At 66.9% G+C, this 26845-nt stretch carries 28 protein-coding genes and 1 pseudogene; 11 read left to right on the plus strand and 18 right to left on the minus strand.

Annotation, left to right across the window (positions count from 1 at the left end):
* The first annotated feature begins 133 nt into the window (after positions 1-133).
* From HEB94_RS03995 to HEB94_RS54325, 3 genes are all read left to right on the plus strand, one after another.
* The gene (locus HEB94_RS03995; RefSeq protein ID WP_192748682.1) at positions 134-364 is read left to right on the plus strand and encodes a TetR/AcrR family transcriptional regulator; all 231 of its coding nucleotides are present in this window, start codon (positions 134-136) and stop codon (positions 362-364) included.
* A 189-nt stretch (positions 365-553) separates the two neighbouring features.
* Complete coding sequence (locus tag HEB94_RS04000) at positions 554-1843, plus strand: choice-of-anchor P family protein (protein WP_192748683.1); 1290 nt, start codon at positions 554-556, stop codon at positions 1841-1843.
* Between the two features lie 579 nt (positions 1844-2422).
* Entirely contained in the window at positions 2423-2755 is a 333-nt protein-coding gene (locus HEB94_RS54325) for a helix-turn-helix domain-containing protein (RefSeq protein WP_192748684.1), read from the plus strand.
* A gap of 19 nt (positions 2756-2774) precedes the next feature.
* Here HEB94_RS54325 and HEB94_RS04010 read toward each other — a convergent pair whose 3' ends face one another.
* Positions 2775-2975 (minus strand): hypothetical protein, encoded by a 201-nt coding sequence (locus HEB94_RS04010; RefSeq protein ID WP_192757184.1) that lies wholly within the window; start codon positions 2973-2975, stop codon positions 2775-2777.
* 184 nt (positions 2976-3159) lie between these two features.
* Between HEB94_RS04010 and HEB94_RS04015 the strand changes: the two genes are divergently transcribed.
* Positions 3160-3450, plus strand: a complete 291-nt coding sequence (locus tag HEB94_RS04015; protein ID WP_337917457.1) for an ArsR/SmtB family transcription factor — start codon at positions 3160-3162, stop codon at positions 3448-3450.
* Positions 3451-3555: 105 nt separating this feature from the next.
* On the opposite strand, the gene HEB94_RS04020 is transcribed toward HEB94_RS04015, so the two are convergent.
* The 14 genes from HEB94_RS04020 to HEB94_RS04090 form a co-directional block, all read right to left on the minus strand.
* Complete coding sequence (locus tag HEB94_RS04020) at positions 3556-4545, minus strand: alpha/beta hydrolase (RefSeq protein ID WP_192748685.1); 990 nt, start codon at positions 4543-4545, stop codon at positions 3556-3558.
* Between the two features lie 28 nt (positions 4546-4573).
* Positions 4574-5566 (minus strand): zinc-dependent alcohol dehydrogenase family protein, encoded by a 993-nt coding sequence (locus tag HEB94_RS04025; RefSeq protein ID WP_192748686.1) that lies wholly within the window; start codon positions 5564-5566, stop codon positions 4574-4576.
* 511 nt (positions 5567-6077) lie between these two features.
* Positions 6078-6521: a RidA family protein gene (locus HEB94_RS04030; RefSeq protein ID WP_192748687.1), complete on the minus strand. Its 444-nt coding sequence runs from the start codon at positions 6519-6521 to the stop codon at positions 6078-6080.
* A gap of 321 nt (positions 6522-6842) precedes the next feature.
* Positions 6843-7868: an alcohol dehydrogenase catalytic domain-containing protein gene (locus HEB94_RS04035; RefSeq protein WP_192748688.1), complete on the minus strand. Its 1026-nt coding sequence runs from the start codon at positions 7866-7868 to the stop codon at positions 6843-6845.
* Between the two features lie 30 nt (positions 7869-7898).
* Complete coding sequence (locus tag HEB94_RS04040) at positions 7899-9041, minus strand: MFS transporter (protein ID WP_202896104.1); 1143 nt, start codon at positions 9039-9041, stop codon at positions 7899-7901.
* Between the two features lie 94 nt (positions 9042-9135).
* Complete coding sequence (locus HEB94_RS04045) at positions 9136-10431, minus strand: MFS transporter (RefSeq protein WP_273374859.1); 1296 nt, start codon at positions 10429-10431, stop codon at positions 9136-9138.
* A gap of 6 nt (positions 10432-10437) precedes the next feature.
* A complete protein-coding gene (locus HEB94_RS04050; protein WP_192748691.1) occupies positions 10438-11259 on the minus strand; it encodes an isocitrate lyase/PEP mutase family protein in 822 nt (273 codons plus the stop codon).
* 12 nt (positions 11260-11271) lie between these two features.
* Positions 11272-11658: a nuclear transport factor 2 family protein gene (locus tag HEB94_RS04055; protein WP_192748692.1), complete on the minus strand. Its 387-nt coding sequence runs from the start codon at positions 11656-11658 to the stop codon at positions 11272-11274.
* Positions 11659-11936: 278 nt separating this feature from the next.
* Positions 11937-12962, minus strand: coding sequence for an alpha/beta fold hydrolase (locus HEB94_RS04060; RefSeq protein ID WP_192748693.1), 1026 nt, complete (start codon positions 12960-12962; stop codon positions 11937-11939).
* 483 nt (positions 12963-13445) lie between these two features.
* On the minus strand, positions 13446-14072 hold the full coding sequence (locus tag HEB94_RS04065; protein WP_192756221.1) for a TetR/AcrR family transcriptional regulator: 627 nt from the start codon (positions 14070-14072) through the stop codon (positions 13446-13448).
* Between the two features lie 164 nt (positions 14073-14236).
* A complete protein-coding gene (nhaA, locus tag HEB94_RS04075; RefSeq protein WP_192748695.1) occupies positions 14237-16117 on the minus strand; it encodes a Na+/H+ antiporter NhaA in 1881 nt (626 codons plus the stop codon).
* 2 nt (positions 16118-16119) lie between these two features.
* A complete protein-coding gene (locus tag HEB94_RS04080; protein WP_192748696.1) occupies positions 16120-17358 on the minus strand; it encodes an MFS transporter in 1239 nt (412 codons plus the stop codon).
* A 215-nt stretch (positions 17359-17573) separates the two neighbouring features.
* Entirely contained in the window at positions 17574-18026 is a 453-nt protein-coding gene (locus HEB94_RS04085) for a GNAT family N-acetyltransferase (RefSeq protein WP_192748697.1), read from the minus strand.
* Between the two features lie 167 nt (positions 18027-18193).
* Positions 18194-18901, minus strand: a complete 708-nt coding sequence (locus HEB94_RS04090) for an RNA polymerase sigma factor (protein WP_202896106.1) — start codon at positions 18899-18901, stop codon at positions 18194-18196.
* A 492-nt stretch (positions 18902-19393) separates the two neighbouring features.
* Here HEB94_RS04090 and HEB94_RS04095 point away from each other — a divergent pair, with 492 nt between their 5' ends.
* The 4 genes from HEB94_RS04095 to HEB94_RS04110 are packed head-to-tail and all read left to right on the plus strand — an operon-like array spanning position 19394 to position 21525.
* Positions 19394-19990: a molybdopterin-dependent oxidoreductase gene (locus tag HEB94_RS04095; RefSeq protein WP_192748698.1), complete on the plus strand. Its 597-nt coding sequence runs from the start codon at positions 19394-19396 to the stop codon at positions 19988-19990.
* A complete protein-coding gene (locus HEB94_RS04100; RefSeq protein WP_192748699.1) occupies positions 19960-20700 on the plus strand; it encodes a ferredoxin reductase in 741 nt (246 codons plus the stop codon). Before HEB94_RS04095 ends, HEB94_RS04100 begins: the two co-directional genes overlap by 31 nt.
* A gap of 2 nt (positions 20701-20702) precedes the next feature.
* Positions 20703-20996: a DUF6510 family protein gene (locus HEB94_RS04105; RefSeq protein ID WP_192748700.1), complete on the plus strand. Its 294-nt coding sequence runs from the start codon at positions 20703-20705 to the stop codon at positions 20994-20996.
* A gap of 22 nt (positions 20997-21018) precedes the next feature.
* A complete protein-coding gene (locus HEB94_RS04110; protein WP_202896107.1) occupies positions 21019-21525 on the plus strand; it encodes a cysteine--tRNA ligase in 507 nt (168 codons plus the stop codon).
* 572 nt (positions 21526-22097) lie between these two features.
* On the opposite strand, the gene HEB94_RS04115 is transcribed toward HEB94_RS04110, so the two are convergent.
* Positions 22098-22841: an SDR family NAD(P)-dependent oxidoreductase gene (locus HEB94_RS04115; protein WP_337917458.1), complete on the minus strand. Its 744-nt coding sequence runs from the start codon at positions 22839-22841 to the stop codon at positions 22098-22100.
* A gap of 431 nt (positions 22842-23272) precedes the next feature.
* Here HEB94_RS04115 and msrB point away from each other — a divergent pair, with 431 nt between their 5' ends.
* Both msrB and msrA read left to right on the plus strand, forming a co-directional pair.
* Complete coding sequence (msrB, locus tag HEB94_RS04120) at positions 23273-23752, plus strand: peptide-methionine (R)-S-oxide reductase MsrB (protein WP_192748702.1); 480 nt, start codon at positions 23273-23275, stop codon at positions 23750-23752.
* 9 nt (positions 23753-23761) lie between these two features.
* Complete coding sequence (gene msrA, locus HEB94_RS04125) at positions 23762-24268, plus strand: peptide-methionine (S)-S-oxide reductase MsrA (protein WP_192748703.1); 507 nt, start codon at positions 23762-23764, stop codon at positions 24266-24268.
* Positions 24269-24760: 492 nt separating this feature from the next.
* On the opposite strand, the pseudogene HEB94_RS04130 reads toward msrA, so the two are convergent.
* Positions 24761-25342 (minus strand): annotated as a pseudogene (locus HEB94_RS04130) (MFS transporter); the annotation flags it as partial.
* A gap of 173 nt (positions 25343-25515) precedes the next feature.
* Positions 25516-26568 (minus strand): MASE1 domain-containing protein, encoded by a 1053-nt coding sequence (locus tag HEB94_RS04135; RefSeq protein ID WP_192748705.1) that lies wholly within the window; start codon positions 26566-26568, stop codon positions 25516-25518.
* Positions 26569-26575: 7 nt separating this feature from the next.
* On the opposite strand from HEB94_RS04135, the gene HEB94_RS04140 reads away from it, so the two are divergent.
* Complete coding sequence (locus HEB94_RS04140) at positions 26576-26821, plus strand: hypothetical protein (protein ID WP_192748706.1); 246 nt, start codon at positions 26576-26578, stop codon at positions 26819-26821.
* Positions 26822-26845 lie beyond the last annotated feature (24 nt).

The following is a 26845-nucleotide window of genomic DNA, read 5'->3' on the forward strand; positions in this document are numbered from 1 at the left end:
GAGTATGTGCGCTGGGCGCTCTCACCGCGCCCATTCCCCTGCCGAGGGGCTGATGGAGCACGCCTTCCTGCGGACGCTCACCCAGGTCGAGGCCGCAGCCTAAGCGCGGCAGAGGCCCCCCGGTGACCCGACCGTGCTGTCCCGTCAAAAGGTGCTCACCACCGCCCTGGGCCTGATAGACGAACAGGGGCTCGACGGACTGTCGCTGCGGGCGCTGGCCCGCCGGCTGCAGGTGAGTTTTATCTCGCTGTGCAACCACGTGGCCAGCAAGGACCACCCGCTCCACATAATTCACGAGGCGCCCCTCGCCGAGACCATACGGACGCTGGGTGGATCGGCCGCCTCATGGCAGGTCAGGCTCTGACATCTGGCCACTGGCTTGCGCACCCATCCCGCTGCGCTGCAGGCCTAGCTGTTATCTCGCACATCGACGATGACAGTTCCTTCACATGCAGGTGTCAACTGACTGTTGGCGGCTGCAGGACCTGGAACGCGACTACGGTCAGACATTACGCGATTACTCCGCATTACTTCATGTTCCAGGAAGGACACGATGCATCTAGCCACCCTCGCCAGACGTGGCACCGGCGTTCTCGTCTCCGTCGGCATCGCCGCCGCGCCGCTCGTCCCCGTCGCACCGGCGCAGGCTGCCACGGCCAAGCCTGGGTACGTCGCACAGGCATACGGCACCTACGTGTTCAACGGTGCTCAGACGGTCGTGAGCGGCCCGACGGCCTACAGCGACATCGCATGTGGTGCCGCACCAGGCACGACCGACTTCAACAACAGTTCGCTGGTCGTACTCCCGCTCACTCTCGGTCGCGTGTCAGCGCAGTTGACGCGTGTGCAGGCGCTCGAGTCCGGCAACACACGGACCGCGGTCGCGACGTCGCAGACCAACGGGATCAACCTGCTCGGCGGAATCATCACGTCGGGGCTGATCCAGACCTCGACGCGGACGACCTTCAACGGGTCGACCTACAGCGCCGTACAGAGCACCTCGATCGCAGACCTCAGGATCCTCGGCGTCAGCGTCGGCCTCAACCCGGCACCCAACACGAGGATCAACCTCGCCCTTCCGGTCCTCGGCACGGTGGGATACGTCGAAGTCAACCGGCAGATCAACCGGGTCGTCGACGGCGGTCGCGAGGCGATCACGACCGCACTCCACCTCGTCCTGTTGCCGAACAACCCGTGGGTGCCAGGCGCCGACTTCAACGTCTGGATCGCCAACGCCAAGGCACAGTTGACGAAACCCGCGGTTGGCTTCCTCAAGGGTCAAGGCTTTGCCACCCGGATCACCCTCGCCGACGGTGCGGTGAGCTCCGGACCGACCGCACTCGCCAAGGTGCCCTGCACAGGAGGCAACACCAGCAACACCATCGCTTCCATCCACCTTCCCGGCAACGTGGTTGTCACCGGCGCGGCGACCTCGACCGGGGTGGGCAGCACGACAGCCTCGAACGCGTCGAGCACGGTGACCGACACGATCGCCTCAGTCAACATCCTCAACGGCCTCATCCGGGCCGATACGGTCAAGGCGGTTGCCACAGCGACGCGGGCCGGCAGCGGTCCGATCCAACTCAGTGAAGCCGGGTCGGAATTCGTCAACCTCGTGATCGCCGGAGAAGCCTTGTCCTCGCTGAAGGTGAAACCGAACACCAAGGTTGAACTCCTCAACGGCGCCGTCACCGTGAACCTTTTCAAGATCAAGAGGGACGCCCGGACGATCGAGGTCACCATGATCGAGCTCGTCATCACAGGCGCCGGGACCGGTCTCCCGATTGGCTCCAAGGTCGAGATCGGCCGAGCTTACGCCGGCATCACCCCGGCAGCGGGCTAACACGGCCCCACATCCAGTCCCTGCTGACACCCGGCACGGACAGCCCCTGCAGCGGCGGCCCGCACCACCATGGTGCGGGCCGCATCGAGTCTCACCAGCCAGCCGTCGACGGGTTGTCAGTGCCGCCACTTGGCTTCGAACTCCGGCGTGACCAGGCGTTGCCGCATCGAGTTCAGTACCAGCCCAACACGTCGAGTCCTACCGCGGAGGGCCTGGCCCGACGAACCGGTCCGCGAGAATCTCGGTGTAGGTAGGTGCCAGAGGCACCGGCCGCTACCGGTTCAACTAGCTCCACCTGCCCTACGGCGGGTCCAGCTCATTGACGTCCTGGCCCCATCCGCGGTCGAGATATCTGGAGTGTTGGAGTCGCCGGCCGCACCCGCGTGAGGTGGCCGTCGAGGTCGCCGCCCAGCCCTTTCCCTCCCCCGCGTCGTTGACCAGGCACCGGGCAGCGCATCGCGTCGGCGCTCGCGCGGACCGCCTCAGTCATCACCTCGGACGCCTGATCGCCGACGAGCAACGCCGACCCAAGGCACAGACTCGGGGAGGCCGGGATTGGCACTGGTTGTCTTGTCGGTTGTGGAGCAGCGCCTGGACGCGGTGCGGGCGGTGTTGGCCGGCAGGAAAGTCACTGAGGTCGCGTCTCGGGCCGGGGTGCACCGGGCGAGCGTGCATCGGTGGGTGGGCAGGTATCTGGCTGAGCGGATCGGTGGGTTAGCGGATCGTTCACATCGGCCGACCTCGTGTCCGCATCAGGCTGCTGAGGTGGGGAGATCGCGGCCGCGGAGATGCGGCGGGCGCGTCCGCGGTGGGGTTAGCGGCGGATCCGGCTCGGGCTGCTGCGCAAGCCGCTGCGTGGCAGGACGAAGCTGTCGCGGCGCCCTCAGAGCGGACCATCGACCAGAGTTTTGATCCGTCACGGGCTGGCGCGTCAGCGGCCGCGCGAACGCCCGGCGTCCTCCTTCCAACGCTGCCAGCGGCCAGACTCAATGCAGCTGTGGGGCATCGACATCGTGGGTGGGATCAGGCTGGTCAACACCGCCACCGGCGAACTGCGAAAGGCCAAGATCGTCACCCGGGTCGACGACCATTCATGGTTTTGCGTGATGGCGGCCGTGGTCGAGCGGGCCACCGCGCCGACTATTCTTGATCTTGCTCCGGGAGAGGACCGGCTCGTGAGAGTCGGCCACAGGTGGTGGTGCGGCGTCCGTCTGGACCGCATATTCGATGACGGTCGTACTATGGGAGTAAGCCGCGCTGAAGGAGTTCCTGTGCCCCGTCCCCGTACCGCCCCACGGAGTGTGGAGCACCCCCCGGTGCAGGAGGTCTCTCTGCAGCAGTTGCTGGAGGCGCTGGCGGATCCGGTGCGGCGCGGAGCCGTGGAGCAGCTCGCGGCGTCGGGTGAGGACCTGAGCTGCGGGATGTTCGACATGCCGGTGTCGCGTTCAACCTCGACGCATCACTTCAATGTGCTGCGGGAGGCGGGCGTGATCCGGCAGTACTACGTCGGGACGACGAAGATGAACGCACTGCGTGCCCGGGAGTTGGAGGAGCGGTTCCCGGGATTGCTGTCGGCACTGCTGGCTGCGGCCCGACGCGAGCGTTAGGGCACCCTGGCGCAGAGCTGAACCGGAGTGCCCTGTGTCCTCGGCCCGGCGGCGGACGCCCCCAGTGCCGCGCCGTTTGGTCGCTCCTAGTGCCGGGCCGTCGGATCAGGGAGTGCCGAAGGCCTTGTGCAGAGTGGCGGTTGCCAGACTGATAGCGGACTCGGCGGCCTGGGTCTCCCGCAGGGGGTTGAGCATCACGAAGTCGTGGATGATGGCCTGGTAGCGGACCGCGGTGACCTCGACACCGGCCTGGCGCAGCTTGTTCGCGTAGGCCTCGCCCTCGTCGCGCAGCACATCGGCCTCGCCGGTGATGACGAGGGTCCGTGGCAGACCACTCAGCTGCTCCACGGTGGCGCGCAGCGGCGAGGCGGTGATCTGCGCCCGCTCGGCGGGGTCGGTCGTGTACTGGTCCCAGCACCACTGCATGAGGTCACGGCTCAGGAAGTAGCCCTCGGCGAACTGGTGGTAGGAGCCGGTGTCGAAGGACGCGTCCGTAACGGGGTAGAACAACACCTGCTGGACGAAGGTGACATCGCCTCGCTCTTTGGCCATCAGTGTCAATGCGGCGGCCATGTTGCCGCCGACGGAGTCGCCGGCGACTGCGAGCCGCGTCGGGTCCAGTCCCTTGCCCGCCCCTTCGGCCAGGACCCACTGCGCCACCGAGTAGTTCTGCTCGATCGCGACGGGATAGCGGGCCTCCGGGGAGAGGCTGAACTCGGGGAAGACCACGGCGGCGCCCGCGTCCACGGCGAGTTCACGCACGAGTCGGTCGTGTGTATGGGCGTTGCCGAACACCCAGCCGCCGCCGTGGAGGTAGAGAACCACCGGCAGCGCGCCCACGCTCCCTCGTGGGCGCACCAGGCGTACCCGGACTGCGCCGGTGGGACCGGCGGAGACGGTGACCCACTCCTCGTCGACGGCGGGTTTGTCGATCGCGCCCGACTGCACCTCGTCCACGGCCGCGCGGGCCTCGGCGGGCGGCATGTCGAACAGGTAGGGCGGGTTGGCTGCGGCACCCGCGAACGCGGCGGCAGCCCGCTCCAGCACGGGGGCCACCGGAGCCGCGGAACTCGCGGGATCGCTCTCCTGGGACATGACGGTTCTCCTTCCACGGGAGCTGGGGTCAGTGCCGGACGGTGATGACGATCTTTCCGACCTGGGCGTTGGACTCCATGTAGCGGTGGGCGTCGGCGACCTCGGTGAGGTCGAAGGTCTTGTCGACGACGGGAATGAAGGAGCCGGTGGTGAGGCCGGCGTTGACGAATGCGACGCCGCGGGCGAGGCGCTCGGGGTTGGCGGTGACCTCGAAGACGGTGTAGGTGCTGGTGGTCAGCGCGGGGAAGCTCTTGGCATTGGGCAGCGGGGTGGTGCGCGGGTCCAGGGCTCCGTAGACGATGAGGTGGCCGCCGGCGCCGATGCCTTCGGCGATGGTCTCGACGCCGGGGCCGGCGACGGGGTCGAACGCGGTGCGCACCCCGGTACCGCCGGTGATCTCCTTGAGGCGGGTGGGGAGGTCCTCCTCGTCGGTGACGATGACGTGGGGGGCGCCCGCGTCCAGGAGGCGCCGCTTCTTGTCGGCGGTGCGGGTGGTGGCGATCGGGACGGCGCCCAGGTGCAGGGCGGTCTGGATTGCGGCCAGGCCTACCGAGGAGGAGGCGGCCGTGATGAGGACGTGGTCGCCGGGGCGGACGTGGCCGTTCTCGGCGAGTGCGCCGTAGGCGGTGAGGTAGGCCATCCATACGGCGGCGGCCTGCTCGGAGGCGACGGAGGCCGGGCGGTGGACGGTGGCGGCAGCGGGGACCAGGACGTGGTCGCCGTAGGTGCCGTAGTCGGTCAGCAGGAAGGCGGGGACGACGCCGACCGTTTCCCCGGCGGTGAAGCCGGAGACGTCCGGGCCGACGGCCTCGACGACACCGGCGGCCTCGTAGCCCAGGCCGGAGGGGAAGACGGGCTGGTAGAAGTAGGCGCCCTCGCGATACATGACGTCGCCCCGGTTCAGGCCGATCGCGTCGACGCGGATGCGTAGCTCGCCGGCGCCGGGCTCGCCGACCTCCACCTCGCGCAGTTCGAGGACCTCGGATCCGCCGATCTTGTCGAACTTCACTGCCTTCGCCATGACTGTCAGCTCTTCCTTCGTCGCGTTCCGGGGCGGATGCACCTGCGGGGTGCAGGTTCAACTAACCTCAAATGTCGACAGGTGTCAAACTACGACGATCATCGAACTATGGCGTCGCTCGACGAGCACACCGAGGTTGGAACCTGTCCATACCGGACGGTGACCACGACCCGGCATCACCCTGGACGAGATCGCGATCGAAACCTTCTTCCCCGCCGACCCGGCCACCACACACCTACTCCGCTCGCTCGCGGACATGCGGAACGGCATGATCGCCAATCACACGATCCAGGCCGAGGAGCACTGATGGCCAAGACTGCTGCGATGCTCGCCGTCTTGCCGGCAAGCCGACGCGTTCACCTGGAGGTGGCGTGATGCTTCGCCGCCCACCTCGCGACCTTCGGCGGTTCGTGTGCCTGGCGCTGCGGTCCCGCTGGTCGGTGTCCCTGCGCGGCCACGGCTTAGGGGCGGGGGGATGGGCAGAAGGACGCTGTCGCGTTTCTCAGTCCGCTCATACCCGTGCGATCATCTTGATCTCGACAAGCTGCGCGGGAAAGGCCAGCCGCGGCGTGCCGACCAGCGTGCTTGCCACCTGTGGATCCTCGCGTCCGTATGCGGCCTTGCGCACCGGCCCGGCCACCCGAAATGCCGCGTCGATATCAAGCACGTAGAGGACTTCTTCCACGACATTGGCCAACGAGGCTCCGAACCGGCCGAGCAGCGTCTCGGCGTTGCGGTATGCCTGCTGCATCTGGTCGCCCATGTTCTCGTAGTCCGTGACCTTGCCGTGCTCGTCGAGGGGGGCTGGGGCCACGAGATCAGCACCGTCCTGCGCCAGCTGCCCGGAGATATAGATCGTGTCGCCGTGCATGATCGCCTGGACGTAACCGTAGGTTTTCTCGGCGGGAGCACCGAAATTTTCGGTGCGCCTGTTGGGTGCTTGAGCCGCCGGCATGGCTCTCCTTCGTGGTGTCGTGGCCGGAAGGTCGGGCGGCGAGATCGCCGCAGGCCCCGTGCAACCGTTCTACGGCGTCGGCGGCCTGGGCGTACGGCAGGCCCCTGCACTCTTGCCCAAAGATGGCGCTGGCAAACGGGCGGCGCACCCACCGGTAGCAGGTCTGGTAAGACACACCGAACACCCGGCACGCCTGAGCCACACCGACCTGAGCGCCTTGCGGCTGCGGGGCGACGACGCCCATTCCGCCAGTCGGAGTGCTACCGGCGGCTGCCGTTAGGGGCTGCGGGATATGCCCGCGCATGTTGCTGTTGTATCCGTCTAGCTGCGAGCAGGTATGAGGACACCCCGGAACCGCGTTGCTCCGGCGAGCACCTTGTCGAAGGCTTGTGGCGCGTCCTCGAGCGGCGCCTGCTCGGTGATGGCCCGGACCCCGGATTGTGCGACGAAGCGCAGCGTCTCCTCTACCTCCCGTGAAGTGCCGGCGTTATGGCCGCGCAGCGTCTTCTGCCCGGTGATGAGCTGCACGGGGCTGACTTCGATCTTCTCCGGGGAGAAGCCGACGACGACCATCTCGCCGTGGGCGCGCAGGCCATCGATGGCTGCTGTCATTGCCGCCGGGTTTGGCGCGGTGGCCAGGATGACGATGGCGCCACCGAGTGCTTGCAGCGCCTTGGGCACCTCTTGCACGGTGCTGTCGAGGTAGTGGCGGGCGCCGAGTTGCCTGGCGGTCGCTTCCTTCTTGCTACCGCGGTCGATGACGGCGACGTCGAAGCCCATCTTGTCGGCGAACTGGACCGCCAGATGCCCGAGTCCACCGAGCCCGAGGACCGCGACCAGATCGCCGGGCCAGGCCGAGGTGCGGCGCAGCGCATTGAAGACGGTCACGCCGGCGCAGCCCATGGGCGCGGCCTCGGCGAAGGTCAGCTCCTCGGGGATACGGGCCAGCGCGCTGGTCGGCACCACGGTCGACTCGGCGTACCCACCCGGATAGGCCAGCCCGGGCACCTGTAGGTTCACGCAGTTGATCGGGTCACCCTCGCGGCAGGACTGACAGGTTCCGTCGTTGCCGCCGTACCAGCCCACGGCCACCCGGTCGCCGAGCTGCCAGCCCTCGACGCCTTCGCCGAGCATGTCGATACGGCCGGCGATCTCGTGGCCGGGAGTGAGCGGGAACGGTCCGTCGCCGAACGAGCCCTGCACCATGGCGACGTCGGAGCCGCAGATGCCGCACGCCTCGACGGCGATACGGACCTTCCCGTAGCCGGGGCTGGGTTCGGGAAGGTCAACGACACCTAGCAGGGCGTTGGCCCGGCTTACCTGAACTGCGTGGATCATGCTGGTCATAGCGGACCTCCTTGGTGTGGTTTTCCATGACTACTCATCGGGCTGGCTGGTCGTGTTGGTGTGCGGGTTGCGTGCGGCGATGACAGTGAGCAGGGTGGCGAGGACGGCAAGTGCGCCGTACCCGAGCGCGATGTGCGGCACTGAGAAGACGTCGGAGAGTTGAGCGGAGATGAGGCTGGGAATGGTCGCGCCGCTGTAGCTGAGGAGATAGATGACGGCGAAGACCGAGGCCCGGTCGATAGGCCTACTCCCGTGGAGCAGGCCACGGGTGGCGGCGCTGATGGCGATGCCCTGAGCGACCCCGGCGACGATAGTTGCGGCGATGAACAACGGCAGTGCGCCGGTGGTGATCGCTGTGATCATGCCGATCCATCCGACCAGGAAGGCGATCATGCCGATGCGTTGAGCTGCCGCCGGTGAGAACCGGCCCCCAAGGGGAGCGCCCACAGCGCTGGGGCCCATGTAAGCGGCGAACACCAGTCCAAGGACGAGCGAGCTGTTGGTGTGAAGTTGATCTTCGACCAGTGCGGGCACGAAGGCCTGGTAGAAGGCCCCGGTCGCCCAGGTGGACAGGAACACCGCGGCCGCGACGGGGAGCAGATGCTTGACCCGTGCCGGTACGCGAACGCTGGGGCGCAGTGACCGCCAACCGCCCGGCGCCGCAGTCACGGTCTCCGCGCTGACGGCGATAAGCGCGGCAGACAGCAGGAGCAGACCGATGACAACCAGGAAGATGAGGTCACGCGGCCAGGGGCCGAACTGGACCAGGGCACCGGAGGCGACGGCACCGACAGCAAGACCGAGCATGACTGTCTGGCTGGAAGCGACGGAGGCCAGCCAGGCCGGCCTGGCCGGCGCGGCGTCAACGATGTAGGCGGTGAGGCTGCTGCTGGCCAGCCCGGCGCCAAGACCCATCAGGAGCCGACCGGCGATCAGGATGCCGATGGCGTGCACATTCAACAGCAGCAGACAACCCAGTACGAGCAGTCCGAGACTGGCGATCGCAATGGGCCGTCGGCCCACATGATTGGACAGCCGTCCCACCACGAGCAATGTGCCGAGAGTAGCCGCGGAGTAGGCGACGACGGTGAGCGAGATACCGGCGTTGGTAAACCCGTCCTCGGCTCGGTAAATATTGAAAAGAGGGATCGTCGAGCCCACTGCGGCAAACACGGCCACCAGGGAGACCACCCCAGATAAGAAGGCCAGCCGCAGCGTTCGGCGCCGGCTGACCCGATCGGTCGCTGGTGCCACGTCTTGCATCGAGTTATTCCCTCCGGGCGAGTGTGACGAACCGCGCCGCCACAGCGGCGAGCACGGCAGAGGCAAGGACGATGAAGCCCGCTGTGAGGAACACCGTCTGCAGGGTTGTCGACGAAACAAGAATCGCGCCGAGGCCAGACCCCGCCGCCACGGCTATCTGAAGGTTCGTCACATTCACCGCCGACGCGGCCTCCGGGGTTTCCGGGGCCGCGTCAAGTATCCAGACCAGCGTTCCCGGGTTCACGACTCCCCAGAACAAGCCCCACAGCACGAGCAACAGGCCAGCCAGCCAGGGTAAGGTGCCCACGCTCGCCAGCCCGATGAGCAATGCGGCCACCACTGTCGCCGCCCCGGCGAAGCTACCGGTCACTCCGCGCTTGAACAGTGATCCAGCGGTGAGTGAGCCGACGATGCCACCGCAGCCGTAGATGACGTACAGCAGGGAGATCGTGCGGCTGGACAGATGCGTGTGGTCCATCAGGAACGGGGTGACATAGGTCCAGGCGGCGAACTGTCCGATGAACACCGTCGCGCCCGCCGCCATCCCGAACCGGGCGGCCCGCCGCGTCACGACTCCCACGAGATCACGCACGTGCGTACGCCCGTCCGGCGGAATACCCGGCAGCACGACCGTCTGCACAACCACGACAAGCAGTGTCGCCGCCGCCGCAATGGCGAAAGTGAGACGCCATCCGACGAGGTTGCCGAGGAACTGTCCCGCAGGCAGGCCCACCACCGTCCCACCCGAAATACCGGCCGCGATGATGGTGATGGCGCGAGTTCCGCCGGCCCGGCCCACCAGCTTGGGCCCGACCGGTGCGACAACGGTCCAGAACGCTCCGAGGGTCGCGCCGAAGAGCACACGGGCGATCAGCACCACGGCGAAGTTCGGCGCCACCGCGACGACCGCGTTCGACACCAGCACCGACAGACCAAGGACGACGATGACCGAGCGCCGGTTGAAGCGGCCGGAGCGGAGGAAGAACAGCGGCGCCGACACCGCAGCGCCGACGCCCGGCACGAGCACCATCAGCCCCGCGAGGCCGAGCGAGACCTGCAGTCCGCCAGCGATCTGCGGTAGCAGCCCCACTGGCAGCGTCTCCGTCATGACGACGACGAACGCGCCGAGCGCGACCGCACCGACGGACGCCCAGCCCCGCCTGCTACCAGGCTCCGCAGCAGTGGCGGCCGCGCGGCCAGCTGCAGGCTGGCACGGGAGCGCCGCGGCGCACGACGATGCCGTGACCACGCGCACCTGCGGTGCGTGGTGTGTCGGCGTCGCCTCTTCGTTTCCGATCATGCCGTGTTAGCCCTTGATGAGGTCGATGATGTGGCCGAAGTTGAGGTTCGATGCGAGCGCCGTCAGGTCTCCCTTGGCGAGCTTCGCCGCAGCCACCTGTGTAGCCGCGAGGGCGTGGGTGTAGGGGTCGACCCCGAGGCTGATCCGGCGGACACCGAGCCTCTGGAGTTCCGCGAGGGTGGCCGCATCCTGGGGGCTGACGAGGAGGTTGACCGGCTTGGGCGCGACAGCGGTGATGACTGCGCTGATGGAGGCCCTGTCCGGCAGGTTCGGTGCGTAGAGGACGTCAGCTCCTGCCTCCGCGTAAGCGGAGAGGCGGCGGATGGTGTCATCGAGGTCGGAAATCCCCCACAAGAAGTTGTCCGTACGACCGGTCAGGACGATCCGTCCGTGCGCGGCCGCGGCGGCAGCCTCGATGCGGCGAACCGCATCACCGAAGTCACGAATCGGGTTGGCGGGGTCACCGGTCGTGTCTTCGACTCCGATGCCAGCGAGACCACGGGCAATGGCAGCGTCGACAGTGGCCCGGACATCTTCGGGAGTCTCGCCGTAGCCGTCCTCGAAGTCGCCGTTGATCGGCAGGCCACTCACGGAGGTGAGTAGGGCGGCATGGTCAAGGTGCGTGTCACGGCTGACGGCGTGGATGCCGTCGATCCGACCCAGCGTCGCCGCGAAGGCCGCTGAGGAGGTCGCGATGGACTTGAACCCGGCCTCCTTGAAGAGGAGGGCCGACGGGCCGTCCCATGCGTTGGGCATGATGAACGTGTCGGGGCCACGGTGGAGTTCGACGAACTGTTCGTAGCGCGCCTGCGCTGCAATATCAGACATGGCGGCGCGCGGTCAGGCGACCGGGAACGGATCGGGCGCGCAGGCTGCGACACACTCCCAGGTGCCGTTCCGCTTCTGGTACGTGTCCGTGTACAGAGCTTGTTTGGCCACTCCATCGGCGAGCGTGGTGAGTGTGACGCGGGCGTGGATCAGAGCAACGTCACTGAGGATGCGGATGTTAACGTCGTGCACAGCAAGATCCTTGAAGGGGCGCGGCTTGGCGATGTAGTCGAGGTACTCGTCACGATTGCGGGTGACGCCCTCAATCTGAATGATGAAGTCTTCGGCAAGGAATTCGCTGAAGCGCTTGACATCGTTGGTCTGGTCGGAGTGGATGTAGTCATTATTGAGCCGCTCGAGGATCGCCAGATCTTCGGCGGACTGCTTGGTGTCGTTCATTTCTCGCTCCTCCTTCATGTGGTTCGGTGTTCACTGCAGCCGGCTTGTCGTTTCCGTGCCGTGTACGCGGCGCTGGCGTGGACGTTGCTCCGCCTGATTAGTGTCAGGTCCGTCGCGCCGTCTTACTCGGTGGCCGTCCCGTTGTGTGGATCCCCTCGACCGTTCTGCCGCCAGGTCGCGCTGGTGGGATCCTGGTCACCACCAGCGCGACCCCACCGACGTCGGGGTTTTCCAGCCGTTTTGAGGGATCGTCGCGGTCCGTCCCTGGACGGTGACAGCTACTTCTGCAGGAAGGATTGCAGCATGGCCGTCACTTCGTGTGGCTTCTCCTCCGTCACGAAGTGGCCCGAGTCCTTCAGGACTCGTCCGTGGACGTTCACGGCGTAGTCACGCCATTGGTCGGCGATCGTTCCGCCGAAGGAGTCCTGGGCGCCGACCGCGAGGATGGGCATGGTCAGTTTGCCCCGTGCCTGGTACTCCTTGTTCTGCTGAACGTCTGCGCGAAGCTGACGGTAGACAGTCATCCAGGCCGTCGTGCGGCCGGGCTCCTTCAGGTAGTGGGCCCAGAAGTCGTAGTCCGACGACGTGAACGGTGACTTGTTGCCCGCCAGGTACTCAGTGATCATGTCCTGGACGAAGACACGCTCGTGACCGGCGATGAGGTGTTCGGCGAGAGGCAGCTGGAACATGCCGAAGTGCCACGCCGAGGGCTTCTTCGGGTCGGCGTTCAGAACCGGGAAGCTGTAGACGCCCTCATCTGGGATGGGAGCTTCCATCGCAGCCATGCGGCGCACCTCCGACGGCCATTGCGCCGCGTAGTCGTAGCCGACCCACACACCAATATCGTGGGCGACGACCTGGACGCCGTTGTTGAGCCTCAGCTGCGTCAGCAGCTGATGCACGTCCCTGGCCATCTGCGCGGCCTGGTAACCACCCTTGGTGACCTGGGAGCTGCCGGTGCCACGCAGGTCGACGGCGATCACAGTGTGAGTCCTGGACAGCGGGCCCATCTGCTGCCGCCACTCGGCCCACGTCTGGGGGAACCCGTGGATCATCACCACAGGCGAACCCTTGCCGCCCTGCAGGTAGTGCATCCGGAAGCCGTTCACTTCCGCGTACTTGGACCGAAAACCAGCAGGTGGTTGCGATTGCGGGTAACGCGACGACGACTGCGCGGCCCCGGAGCCATGCCCGCGACTCGCGCCCCATGCACCGGAGCTCGAGATCACCGAGACCACCAGGAGGGCTACCAAAGCCGCGATGATCGCGATGAGTCTGTTGGTCTTTGCTATTCCGGTGCCCATGATCCTCCTACCTGGAGTCGGTATCTCGTCATGCATCAAGGGGGCGCAGCTCGACGGCCCCGTTGGGACGTACGGTTTGTCCGTGGAAGTTGCTCATCATGACTTCGGTCGATCTGGACCGATTCGCCAGCCAGGCGACTCGCCGGACAGGTGCAGGCACGCGGATGCGCAGGCCGTTCCGGTTATCCATGACCCCATGGTGAGCACCTCACCAGCGGGGTTGCCACGACCGATCTCCTTGCAGCTGAGAGCCTGTTCCTCATCCTGTTTGGTGAGGCGTCGGCTGGTGATGCGGATCATGGCCCTGCCCTTCGACCATGGCCTCGCGGTGTTGGGGTAGGCGTTCAAAGTCGCGGGCCCGCTGGCAGAAGGACGCCAGTTGGCGTGGCAGGGCAGGCGCCGTGTCGTGATCTTGGACCGATGGGGCGGTCACGACGACGCACAGCAGCAGGCCGAGTGTGTGTCCACGCCGCCAACATGGGCTCAACCAGCAGACAGGCTCTCGATGTGCGCGAGCGCCATGTCAATGGAGGTAGCCATCGGTGTGACATCACGCGCAGTCTGGGCCAGCATGTACCCGCCTTGGAGGGCGCCCATAAGACCAGTCGCGAGCTGGTCGACCGGCGCCTCGGGCGGAAGCGCGCCACTGTCTTGAAGCCTGCGCAACACCCCTGCCAGCAGTCCCTGCCATTCGGTGAACAGGTGCGACAGGGCCCGACGGGCGAGATCGTCATGATCGGAAACCTCGGAGGCCAGCGAGCCGAGCGCACAGCCGTAGGCGCCATGCCGAAGGGCGTTGTTCGCTACCAACGCATCCCGCCAGCGTCGCAGCCCTGGGAGCGTCGAGACATGGCCGAGGGCATCGCGCTCACGCTCGATGACGCGTTGGCCTACGTGGTCAATGACGGCCCGTACGAGCGCATCCTTGCCGTCGAAGTGGTGGTACAACTGCGACTTGCTCACTCCGCTCGCGGCTAGCACTTCGTCGAGCGTGGTACCCCCGACGCCCTGGATGTACATCAGGTCGGCTGCCGCGGTGACGATCCTTGTCCGCGTCTTTGCACCGCGCGCCGTCAGGCGTCTGCCATTGTGCGAGTCAGCGGTCGTCATCACGGGTTCATGTTACTGATCGGGCTACTCCTCCCCGTTCTTGCGGGGATGTCGTCCTCCGGGTGGCGCAAAAGGCGCGAGCGCGACGCCGAGGGCTGAGTTGGGTGGCCAAAGGCCCTACACGATCTGACTCCGCGTGCTCCCTCCGTAACGCGCCGCAAGAGTCAGGCCCGCAGGATGTGTGTGTCGTTCGGGGCCGTCAGCGCTCGTAGCAGCGACTGCGCGTCGTAGGGGCCGACGTGCCGGCGGCCGTTGATGAAGAGGGTCGGGACGGCCGTGATGTTCATGGCCTCGGCGTCGAGTATGTCATCGGCCACTCGGCCGGTGACCTCGGCGGAGATGAGGTCCTTTTCGAACTGCTCGACGTCCATGCCCAGGTCGCGGGCGATGCGGATGATGTCGGACGGCCGCTGGTTGTCCTGGTCGTCGAAGATCGCGCGCGCGAAGTCGAAGAATCTGCCCTGCGCAGCCGCAGCCTCGGATGCCTCCGCCCCTGCGAGCGCGTTGGGGTGGATCTGTGCGAGTGGGGCGTGGCGCCACACGTAGCGGAGTCGGTCCCCGAGTTCGTCGCGCACCTCCAGGATGGAACCCGACGCCTTCAGGCAGAAGCCACACTGGAAGTCGCCGTATTCGACGATCGTGTAGGGGGCGTCCGGGTTCCCGAGTACATGGTCGCGTGCTGGGTCGACCGGGCGAGCCAGTATCTGACCTGAATCGTCGTCGGGGCGCACGGCATCCGAGATCCGGAAGATGATCGTCGCGAGCACGAAGGCGACGACGGATGCCGCGAGCACACCCACTCGCGCTTCGTTCTGCGCGAGCTCGTCGTGGACCGCGAGGTCGACGATGAACAGCGAGATGGTGAAACCCATCCCGCACAGCGCTGCACCGCCGAGGATGCGATCGAGGGTGAGTCCCGCTCCGAACTCGCCAAGTCCCAGGCGCCGGAGAAGCACACTCGAACCGAAGACGCCGAGGAGCTTGCCGACGACCAGGCCCACGACGATGCCCCGCGTCAGAGTGGAGCCGGCCGCCTCGGCAAGGATCTCGGGACTCAGCATGACGCCCGCGTTGGCGAGGGCGAACAGCGGAAGGATGACGTACGCGACGTAGGGGGCGTAGGCGGACTGGAGACGCTCGTTGATCGAGATGGATTCGCGCAGGCTGTTCGCGGCGGCGCGGGCGTACTCGGTGTTGGGTGACTGGCGGAAGGTGCGCACGAGTTCCATCGCGTGCTCGACGTCGGTGCGGTTGGGGCGATACACCGGGACCAGCAGTGCGATCACGACGCCCGCGAGGGTCGGGTGCACACCCGAGGCGAGGAAGGCCAGCCACACCACGATCGCCAAAGATGCGTACACAGGTCCACGGCCGCTACGGAGATAACGCGTGAAGTACACGCCGACGAGCCCGGCGGCGGCGATGAGGAGCGGCAGCGGGGTGAAGTTCTCGGTGTAGACCAGCGCGATGATGCTGAGCGCCCCGATGTCGTCGACGACCGCGAGGGCCAGGAGAAAGACCCGCAGGCGTCCGGGGACGCGCGGACCGATCAGGGCCAGGGCGCCCACGAGGAAAGCCGTGTCGGTCGAGATCACGACTCCCCACGCATGCTCGTTTCCAGAGCCCCTCGCGATAAGGACGAAAAGGAGCGCGGGCACCACCAGGCCCGCGATGGCGGCGACGACCGGCACCAGGGCACGGAACCAGCTCGTCAGCTCCCCGATCGCGAACTCCCGGCGCACTTCGAGCCCGACCGTGAAGAAGAAGATCGCCATCAGCGCGTCGTTCACCAGCGCGTGAAGCGTGACGTCTAGGCGCAGGTCGCCGACGCCGACCATCAGTTGGGTCCCCCAGAACGTCTCGTAGGACGCCAGGGACACGTTGGCCCAAACGATCGCCGCAAGCGTCGCGACGAGCAGGAGCAGAGCGCCGACCCTGTTCTGGCCCATTGAGCCGATCCGCGCGGCGATCGACGGGCGTCGACCAGCGCGGGCGGCGCCCTGCTCAGCATCGAGTGCGGTCTGGATGACGGTGAGGTTCGTCATGATTACTGACCGGGCTGGCTGTTCCCGGCCGTGTCGTTGTCCGGGTTGCGTGCAGCGAGGACAGCGAACAGGGTGGCGAGGACGGCAAGTGCGCCGTATCCCAGGGCGATCTGCGGAAGCGAGAAGATGTTGGAGAGTTGGCCGGAGATGAGGCTAGGGAAGGCGGCCGCGCTGTAGCAGATGAGGTAGATGACGCTGAAGGTCGGTGCCCGCTCGGCCAGGGTGCTGCCCTGCAACAGGCCGCGAGTGGCGGCGCTGATGGCGATGCCTTGACTGGCGCCGGCGACGATGGTGGCGGCGATGAACAACGCCAGCGTGCCGGTGGCGATCGCTGTGATGATGCCGATCATTCCGGCCAGGAAGGCGATCATGCCGATGCGTTGGGCTGCCGCCGGTGTGAACCGGCCCCCAAGGGGAGCGCCCACAGCGCTGGGGGCCATGTAGGCGGCGAACACCAGTCCGAGGATGAGAGGGCTGCGCGTCTGGAGTTGATCTTCGACCAGTGCGGGCACGAAGGCCTGGTAGAAGGCCCCGGTCGCCCAGGTGGACAGGAACACCGCGGCCGCGACGGGGAGCAATCCCCGGACCCTGGCCGGTACGCGAACGCTGGGGCGCAGTGATCGCCAACCGCCCGGCGTCGGAGTCACGGTCTCCGGGCTGACGGCGATAAGCGCCGCAGACAGGAGGAGAAGGCCGATGGCAACCAGGTAGATGAGGTCGCGGGGCCGGGGGCCGAACTGGACCAGGGCACCGGAGGCGATGGCGCCGACGGCGAGGCCGAGCATGACTGTCTGGCTGGAGGCGACGGAGGCCAGCCAGGCCGGCTTGGCGGGTGCGGCGTCGACGATGTAGGCGGTGACGTTACTGCTGGCCAGCCCGGCACCGAGGCCCATCAGGACCCGACCGGCAAGCAGGGTACCGACGTCACGCACGTTCAGCAGCAGCAGACAGCCCAGCGCAAGCAGGCCGAGGCTGGCGATCGAGGTGGGCCGTCGGCCCACATGATTGGACAGCCGCCCCATCGCCAACAGTGCGACGAGGGTGGGCAGGTCGTAGGCGACGACGGCCAGCGAGATGTCGGCGTTGGTGAACCCGTCCTCGGCCCGGTAAGTGTTGAAGAGGGGGATCGGCGCGGCCGACGCGGCAAACGTGGCCGCCAGTGAGACCACCGCGGACAAGAAAGCCAGCCGGAGCGTTCCGCCCCGGCTGACCTGGTTGCTCACTGGCGCCACGTCCTGCATCGAGCCGTGCCTTTCCCTTGTTCTGAACTAGGCCGGCCGCGAACAGGGCCACATGGCGACCCACGCGACATCGGGAAGCGAGAAGGCCAACGAATGGTGTCCTCCGTAGACCCGATCAGTGGCGATCCGTCGCGCAGTCCTACTTACAACGTCACGACTTCGCTCGTTCCTCGACGCCTTCCCGCCGACCACCAACGGGCCTGGAGCAACCAAGGTCATCGGTGGCCTCTGGCTACTCCTGGGTGCTTGGGGTCGATGAGGTCTGCGTACTCGGGGTGGCGCTCGATGAAGGTGTGCACGATCGGGCACATGACGGTGACCGTCTTTCCTTGCGCGCGCACGTCGTCCAGGGCGCGTCTGATCAGCTCGGTGGCGATGCCCTGTTTGCGGAACTCGGGGAACACCGAGGTGGCCAGCAACACGAGTCGGTCGTCGCCGGCGACGTGGTAGGGCAGGCCGGCGATCTCACGGTCGCCCACGATGGCCTCGTAGATGCCGGCTTTCTCGTCGTTGACGACTGCGAAGTCGAGCGCGGGAGCGTGGGGATCGTCGGTTACCTCGTCGATGAGGTCGATCTGATCCTGACTGGGGGTGCCTTTCCCGTCGGGGTATCCGGCCTCGTCGGGGTACTCGAAGGCGTATCGGGCCGGCTCAGTCGGGTCGGTCATGGCGGGTGTCCCTTCGTCGATACTTCGTTCGCCGGCCGAGGCCGCTCGTTCTTGTTCTTGGCGTCAGCCGATGCCGGACAGCTCCGCGTACGGGGGACGCGCTGCGGGCATAGACCGCGCGCCCGGTTGAAGCAGTGAGGGGCCGGCCCCGGACATCTTCGATGTGATCACACCTGCTGCTGTCCAGACAGGTAACCGCCACGGACGAGGGCGGAGCGAAGCCTCTTACGTGCGTCGAACATCGTCTTGTAGATCGCGTTGTGCGTCGAGTCGAGCCGGTTGACGAGGACGTCCATCGGCGTCTCCTCAAGCACCAGGGCGACAAAGACCGCGCGCTGCCTGGCGGTCAGTGATTCGTCGACGGCGTGTCGGACGGCGTTTGCGAGGTCGCGAGCTTCAGCCCAGTCTTCGGGGCCGCCGCCGACACGAGCGGGGAGTGCGTTCCAGTCTCCGTCCTCGAGTGCTATTGGGCCACGTTGCCAGAAGTGGCGCTTCAGCTTGACCGCCACCGCGAAGATCACGAACTTGTACGCCCATGTGGTGAACTTGCTCTCGCCACGGAATGTCCCCACCTTGCCGGTGATGGTGAGCAGCGCGTCTGCTGTGGCTTGATGAGCGAGGTCGTCCACCTCGGGGCCCGCGAGCCGTAGCCGCGATCCGATGCGCCGAGCTTCCGCCAAACTTGTGCGGAGCAGGAGTGCATACAGGCGCCTGCTGGCGCGTTCATGGATGTCTCCGGTCGCGCTGAGCCCGCGTACCCAGTCCTGATTCTCCCGGATGACCTCCGCCGTCCGAGCCCTTGCCCCGCTGCCACCGCCTGCTGTCGGGAAGCATGGCGTATCCGCTCGCGGCGGTCTGTCCTCATCGATCGGCATGGTTTCTCCTCGCACGGCGATCGTCACGTGGAACCCAGCCCGTTCCAGGCGCGCTGGGCCTCCAACGTACATGGACTATTTAGTCCACAACCATCCGGGATCCCGACGACGAGGTCTTCGCTCCCGAGCGCTGTCAGCGGGTCGCAGGACGCGGCCTGACGTGGGTGTATAGACGCGCGCCGCGCACGGAGGCCCCACCCGAGAAGTCGAAGCAACCCGGGCATTGGACGTCGATGTCCGCCGACTGACTGCGACAACGCGGGGCACACGCCGCAACTGGGCTAATCGTCGCCATCTTCTCGCTCGCTGGGGCGACTGGAGTTGCCAATCTGCTGGACTGTATCGTCCAAGTCGGTCGAGAAACGCCGGACATGGAGATCACAGGTGGACTCCACAGTCCACTTCAGTAAGGGTTCACATCGACATCCACCGGTCGGGTGGAGGCAGGAGTGGCGGCGGAATCGCGGCCGCCCGACACGCGAGGAGGGGCACATGGCCGTGATCACGCGCGGTTTCGGCGGCCGCAGACGCGACGACACCGATCTCCCGCCTGGCCAGTACCGCACTGACGACTTCCCGGTGCTGTCGGCGGGACCGACACCGCGCATCGGCCTCGATGAATGGGAGCTCTCCGTCGTCACTGAGGCCGGCGAGCGGAGCACGTGGTCATGGGCGGAGTTCACCGCCCTTCCTGCCGACGAACCGACTGTCGACATCCATTGCGTCACGCGCTGGTCGAAGTTCGACACGAGCTGGCGAGGCGTGTCGGTGGACACGTTGCTGGCCGACGTCGAGACTGCGGCCGAGTACGTCGTCGCCCACTCCTACGGCGGCTACAGCACGAACTTCCCGCTCGAGGACCTTCTCGACGGCCAGGCCTGGGTAGCGTACGAGTTCGACGGCGAGCCGCTGGTGCCGGTACACGGCGGGCCGGCGCGTCTCCTCGTTCCTCACCTGTACTTCTGGAAGAGCGCGAAGTGGCTGCGCGCTCTGGAACTGCGTCTGGACGACGAGCCCGGGTTCTGGGAGACGGTCGGCTACCACAACTACGGCGACCCATGGCGCGAACAGCGGCACTGGGCAGACTGACCTGGCAGCCGGCGACCATCGCCACCATCCGGGCGGAGGCTGCGACGGCGCGGACCCTGGTCCTCGAGGTCGACGGCTGGACAGGTCACGTGCCGGGCCAACACGTCGATGTCCGCTTGACGGCTCCCGACGGGTATACGGCGTATCGCAGCTACTCGATCTCGTCCGCTCCGGGCCCTGACCGGCTCGAGGTTACCGTCCAGGCGGTGGCCGACGGTGAGGTCTCGCCGTACCTCGTCGACGTGGCGGAGCCGGGTGACCAACTCGAGATCCGTGGACCGCTCGGCGGCTGGTTCGTGCGCCGACCCGCCGATCCGCGCCCTGCGTTCCTGATTGGCGGCGGGTCCGGCGTGGCGCCCCTGATGTCGATGGTGCGTGCGGCGACGAATCCCACCAGGTTGGTCTATTCGACCCGATCCCCCTCCGATGCGCTGTTCACCGCGGATCTTGCAACTGCACGAGCCGCTGGCGATGGGCGCGTCGCCGTCACACACGTCTATACCAGGGTCGCGCCCCCCGGCTGGCCGGACCCGCCCCGACGACTGGACGCCGACGCCCTCGCCCGCGTCGCCTGGACCCGCGATGCCGACGTTGTGGCGTTTGTCTGCGGCCCCACTGGATTCGTCGAGACCGTTACCGACCTCCTCATCGACATCGGCCACGATCCCGCGAACATCCGCACCGAACGCTTCGGACCCACCGGAGGATGACCATGACGACCACCAACCTCGGAGCAGACGACGCATTCTGGGTGGACGGTAACGCCCTCGCCGGACCGCTCCGCGAGGTCATGGGGACCGACCTCACCCTTGCCGAGCTCACCTGCGCCGGCTGCCGGACCACCCGTCCGCTGGCCGCGATGCACGTGTTCGACCGAGCGCCCGGCCTCGTCGCCCGATGTCCCGGCTGCGAGGACGTCGTTATGCGCGTGGTGCGCACGACCGACCGCGTCCTGGTCGACCTGCGTGGATCGCTCGTCCTCAGCCTCCCGGTGCCGACTGCCTGAACGCACCGACGAGAGGAATGTCATGGCCACGGTCGAGCTCACCGACACTGTGGAAGGGATCCCCCGGCCGGGCGCACCGTCCTGGCCGACGCCGTGGGGCCCGGCCGGCCCCGGCTGGCACCTGGGGTGCTCGACGATAGCGCCGACCTACCTCGGCCCGACGTTCGACATATACGGCGGCGGCACCGACATCGTGTTCCCGCACCACGAGCGCGAGCCGGCGCAATCCCGCGGCGCAGGTGACAGGTTCGCGCGCTACTGGCTGCACAACGGGCTGCTGAACCTCTGCGCGCAGAAGATGAGCAAGTCGATCGGCACCAGGTTGCTGATCACCGAGCTGGCCAAGCGGTGTCGCCGGTCGAGCTGCGCTACTACCTCGTCGCGCCGCGCTACCAGTCGGCCCTCGGGTACTCCGGGGAGGCACTACTCCACAAGGCCGCCCCGCGCCTTGTCAATGCCCGCCGTGTTGAGCAGTTCCGCCGGGGTGCCGGAGCCCGCATCTCGCGGACGCATAGGTGCACGGGGCTGAGTGTCGTGCCGGCAGGTAAAGCGCCTCGAGAATGGCCGACGCGACCCCGCCCTCGGCGGTGGTGGTCCTCGGCGACGACGAAATGACCGCCGGTCGCTGCGGAGACCGCGACCAGGGTGTCGACGTCGACCGGCTTGATCGAGTACAGATTGATCGCCCGTGCCCGGACTCTTCAGCGGCCAACTCCTCGGCGGCGGCCACGCATTCGTGCACCGTAACGCTCGCCCCAATCAGCGTGACCACGTCGTCGACGGGACCGCACTACCTTCGAGCCGCCTACCAGGACGTCTCGGCCTTGTTGTACACGACCGGGTAGGCGCCACGTGTAGTGCGCAGGCCGCGATAAGCTGCTGCTCGCCAATGACACTCGAGGTAGCGGCCGGGGTAGGCCTTGACGGACTGGCCGGCATGGGTGGAGTTTTTGACCTCACCATCGAGCGCGACCACGTGCGGGTCGGCCGAGCCACGGTCTCGCCGTAATTGCCGGTGGTCCCCCCGGGCGCGGGCTGCGGACGCGTACGGGCACGACCGCAGCCCACGCCGGCGCAATCCCGGCGTTTACGTTTCGGGGGTCAGTTGCGGCCGGCCATGATGCCGCCGTCGACGTCGACGATGGCGCCGGTCATCCAGCTCGACTTGTCCGACAGCAGGAACGACACCGCGTTCGCGATGTCCTCCGGGCTGCCCACCCGCCCCAGCGGGTGGAAGCTGTCGAAGCTGTCGACGGTTTCATCGAGCTTGTCCGCTGGGACGAAGCCCAGGTACAGGGGTGTCTTCACGACCGCGGGCGCGACCGCGTTGACCCGGATGCTGTGCGGCGCGAGCTCGATCGCGAGCGCCTTAGTGAACGAGTGCAGGCCGCCTTTTTGCACGGAGTAGCCGGAGTGCGGCGTCGCCGCGATGCCCTGGTGCGCCCACATCGAGCCGATGTTGACGATGGCGCCGCCCTGGGCCCCGGCGACCATACCCGCGACGACGGTCTGCGTGATGAAGAACAGCGCGCGGTTCAGTTCGTTGTACGAGTCGTAGAAGGCTTCGTCGTACTCGCTGAAGGCCTTCGGGATGAAGAAACCCGCGGCGTTGACGAGCAGGGTCGCGTCGGCGTGCTCGGCGGCGAGCTGCTTCCGGACCTCGGGTACCTGGTCGCGGTCGGTCAGCTCGGCCGTGATGCCCCACGCTTTTCCGTTCTGCGACAACGTTTCGACCGCGGACCGGACCCTGTCCTGGTCTCGGCCCGTGATCACGGCGGTGCCGCCCCCGGCGACGACTTGGTGAGCGGTGGCCAGGCCCATGCCGCTGCTGCCGCCGACGACCACGACCTTACGGCCCTCGAAGCCCTCACTCATGACAGTTGTTCCTTCCCCACCGAATCGAGATTTGGGTTGGCAGAACCGTGGTTCCCCGGGAGTGGCGCGACGTCCGGCGCCGGTTGGTCCAAAGTCGTACAGTTCGTCGCTAGAGGAGCGCACAGTCGGACGACCCGAACCTAGTCCCGATGGAACTGGTCGGTCAAGTCCACTTTTGAGGCCAAGCGGGTGCTGCGGCGAACGCGACGTACTCCAGACCACGTGCCGCAACCACGGCACCGACGCCAGCCCTAGGAACGTCTCCTTTGGACTAAATGGTCCACTAGTGTGGGGGCCCCCGCGGGAATACAACCGGCCCGGAGAGTGTCTGTACATTTACGCGTCCAGGCACGTTGACCTGGCTCCGCAGCTTCGCGCCGAAGGGCGAGGAAGGGAGATCTGTGCCCCAGCAGACCCAGTACCACAAGAACCCGGAAGCCGTTTCGCGGCTCAACCCGGAGCAGTACCGCGTGACCCAGCAGGACGGCACCGAGCATCCGTTCGCCAACGCCTACTGGGACAACCACCAGCCCGGCATCTACGTTGACGTCGTGTCCGGCGAGCCGCTGTTCGCATCTGTCGACAAGTACGACAGCAACTCCGGCTGGCCGAGCTTCACGAAGCCGATCGCCAAGACGAACGTCGTCGAGCGCGAAGACTCCAGCCACGCGATGATCCGGACTGAGGCCCGCTCGCTGCACGGGGACAGCCACCTCGGCCACGTCTTCGACGACGGTCCCGTCGACAAGGGTGGACTGCGCTACTGCATCAACTCTGCGTCGTTGCGGTTCATCCACCTCGACGACCTGGAGAACGCAGGGTATGGCGAATACCGCACCCTGTTCACGAGCGACACCAACCCTGACACCGACGACAAGTAGGGAGACGACGTGACCACCGAGAAGGCGATCCTCGCCGGCGGCTGCTTCTGGGGCATGGAAGAGCTGTTCCGCCACCAGCCCGGCGTCGTGTCCACGCGCGTCGGCTACAGCGGCGGCGACGTCCTCAACGCCACCTACCGCAACCACGGCACCCACGCGGAATCCATCGAGGTCGTCTACGACCCCGAGAAGACCGACTTCCGCGCGCTGCTCGAGTTCTTCTTCCAGATCCACGACCCCTCGACGAAGGACCGCCAGGGCAACGACATCGGCGCCAGCTACCGCTCGGCGATCTTCTACACCAGCGACGAGCAGAAGCGGGTCGCCGAGGACACGATCGCCGACGTCGACGCCTCGGGCCTGTGGCCCGGCAAGGTCGTCACCGAGGTCACTCCGGCGGGTGACTTCTGGGAGGCCGAGCCCGAGCACCAGAACTACCTGCAGACCTACCCCCACGGCTACACCTGCCACTTCCCCCGCCCGGGGTGGAAGCTCCCGAAGCGGGCGACGGCCTGACACCGCCGGCCCGCGGACCCCGGGTTCGCGGGCCGGCCCGGGCTGAGGTGGTCGGCCCGGACGAGGACTCGGCGGACGGGTGCGGGCCCTCCGCACCGGTGCCGAGCGAGACGTGGCCTTCGATGGGCTGCACGAGATGCTGGTGCGCGCGACATTGCGGGAGGTGCACCGGCGCGCAATGCCGCACCCCGGTGACAGGGCCTGGAGCTGACCGCCGTCGCCTGCCAGGCTGTGTCCGGCGCGATGGTGGCGATCCTCGCGAAGCTGGCCACGTTCCGTGGCCAGAGCCGCTTGATCACCTGGGCGTACCGTTTCGTCGTGCTCGAGGTAGCCGGCAAGCTGGCCCGTCTCGCGTCACTATTGGCGGCGCCCGGATGTGGCGCTCGACTGCGAGGAGTGGAGGGCTACCGGACTGGCACGCGCTGGATCCGGGCGCACACATCGAGTCTGCCGAGCTCGTCGCGGCGGTGCGCCGCGCGGTCGACGGCACACTCACACCAGCGGCGGGTGTTCGTCGCGATCGTGGTCGACGGCGTAGCGCTGGACGCGCTGATGGCGCGGCTCGGGGTGAGCCATAACGCACTTTACGAGGTCGTCTTCGACGCTCGCCCCAAGATCCGCTCCACGCTGGTCGCCGATGGGTACCTGGACGAGGGACGTGATGGCCCGTGAGCGGCTGGGAGATGCTCGACCGGTTCCTGACGACGGACCCTCGTGACGTCGGTCATGACCGGCCCTAAGGACACCAACGTCCGGATAGATCGGATCCTCGACGCGATCCGCACACCTGCGGTCGGTCGGGAGCTGCTCGCCGGTCCCGACATTGCCCGCACCGGTGGCCAAGGCGGCGGCGAGCCCGGAGGGCACCCGCGCGGCGAGCGTCATGCCGAGGTCGTTCGAGACCAGGAACAGATTCGCCGCGGCGGCCGCGAGCAACAGCGCGGTGCCAAGTACCGGCCTGCGACCGATCTGGTCGGAAAGCCAGCCGAGAGTGGGTAGCCCTATGACGGCGCCGATCGCGTATACAGCGAAGAGGACGCTGACCTCTACTGGCACGATGCCGTACGACCGCTCGTAGAGGACTAGAGCGGCATGGAATGGTCGAACCGAGCATCATGGTCCACAAGAGGAAGGCCGTGATTCCGCCATGCCCAAGGCCGCCCCCTTCCAACGCCAACGCCGCAGACGACAACGGACGTTGGGCGCCACGCCGCGCGTTCCACGACGCCCGTTGACGGGCGCGGTGGTCAGGTTCCCTCGTCCGCGTCGCTCCGCCGGTGAGCGATGTGTGAGCCGAGGGGTAAGGCTCTGTCGCGTACCCGGTCGAGGTGACCTATGGTGTCGACCAGCTGGGAGCAGGCGGTCTCGATCTCTCGTTGCGCATTGTTGCGTTGGCTGATGGTCACGGAGAGCAGGAGCGCGCTCAGCGCCGTGGCGCCGTTGAACACCTGCAGGGTGATCAGCTTGGTGTAGAGGTCCCCGCCGGCGAACAGGCCGGCGCCGTTGACCTCGGCGACGAGCGCCACCGTCATCGCTACCGTGACACAGGGCGCCGTCCCGGCGAGCTGGAACCGTAACGCTGCCCAGATCAGGAACGGGAAGACGAGGAACAGGACCTTGAAGGAAGTGGAGCTGGCCCACGCCGCGAGGAAGGTACCCCCCACCAGAGCTCCCGCTTCCAGCCATCGGCGCCAGTCGATGTGTCGGGGCAGCCGTGGGCGCCGAACCACGAGCAACAAGGGCACGACGACCAGCACGGCCATCGCGTCACCGGTCCAGGCCACCAACCAGAGGGCCCAGAAATGTGTGGACAGTCCGAAACTACCGAACAGGAAGCTGACCGATACCGCCTCGATCAGCGTGCCTGCGAAGGCTCCGAGGAAGACCAGCGTGATCGCGTCACGAAAGCGGGCGAGTCCGAGACGAAATCCGGCGCGGCGCATCAACAAATACCCACACAACGGAGTCACTACGTTGGCTACCGCGAGTGCGACCGCCGCTAATGGAGGAAGCCCGATCAACAGGTTCGCGGCCAAGGCAGCGACAGCAATACCCGGCCATCCACGCAGGCCCATGAACAGCACGCAGACCAAGGCGATCGCGGTCGGAACGCCGGCCAGGATGCTTGCCAGCCCGGCCAGGCCTATGTGACCGTCACCGATCGCCTCATCGAACTGGCCTGCTGCCGCCATCTGGCGGGTGACCGTCGCGACGATCAGATAGACGACGGCAGCCGTGACATAGGGCCAACTTCGCCAACTTCTAACCCACCGTCGCGGAGAACCTCGGACAGCCATCATGATTCGGATGCGGAACCCCTATTTCGCCTTTCTGAATTCACGTGAGAAAAAGGCGGGCGCGTCAGCCATCGATGCGCACCTGTTCAACTACGGTCTGTGTCGCACGGTTGACGGAATGCTGCAGCCGGGCGACGCGGATGGCCTCGACCACATGAGCGGACTGTTCAACGGCGGCGACTGGTCATGGCCGCGCCCGTTACCCTTTTTGTTAGTCCCTAGCCGGGGACTTCCCGGTCGCCCGGGCTCGGTATGACTTGCCGCCCCTGTCGTAGGCATG

Source organism: Actinopolymorpha pittospori, assembly GCF_014873875.1.
Lineage (GTDB): Bacteria > Actinomycetota > Actinomycetes > Propionibacteriales > Actinopolymorphaceae > Actinopolymorpha > Actinopolymorpha pittospori.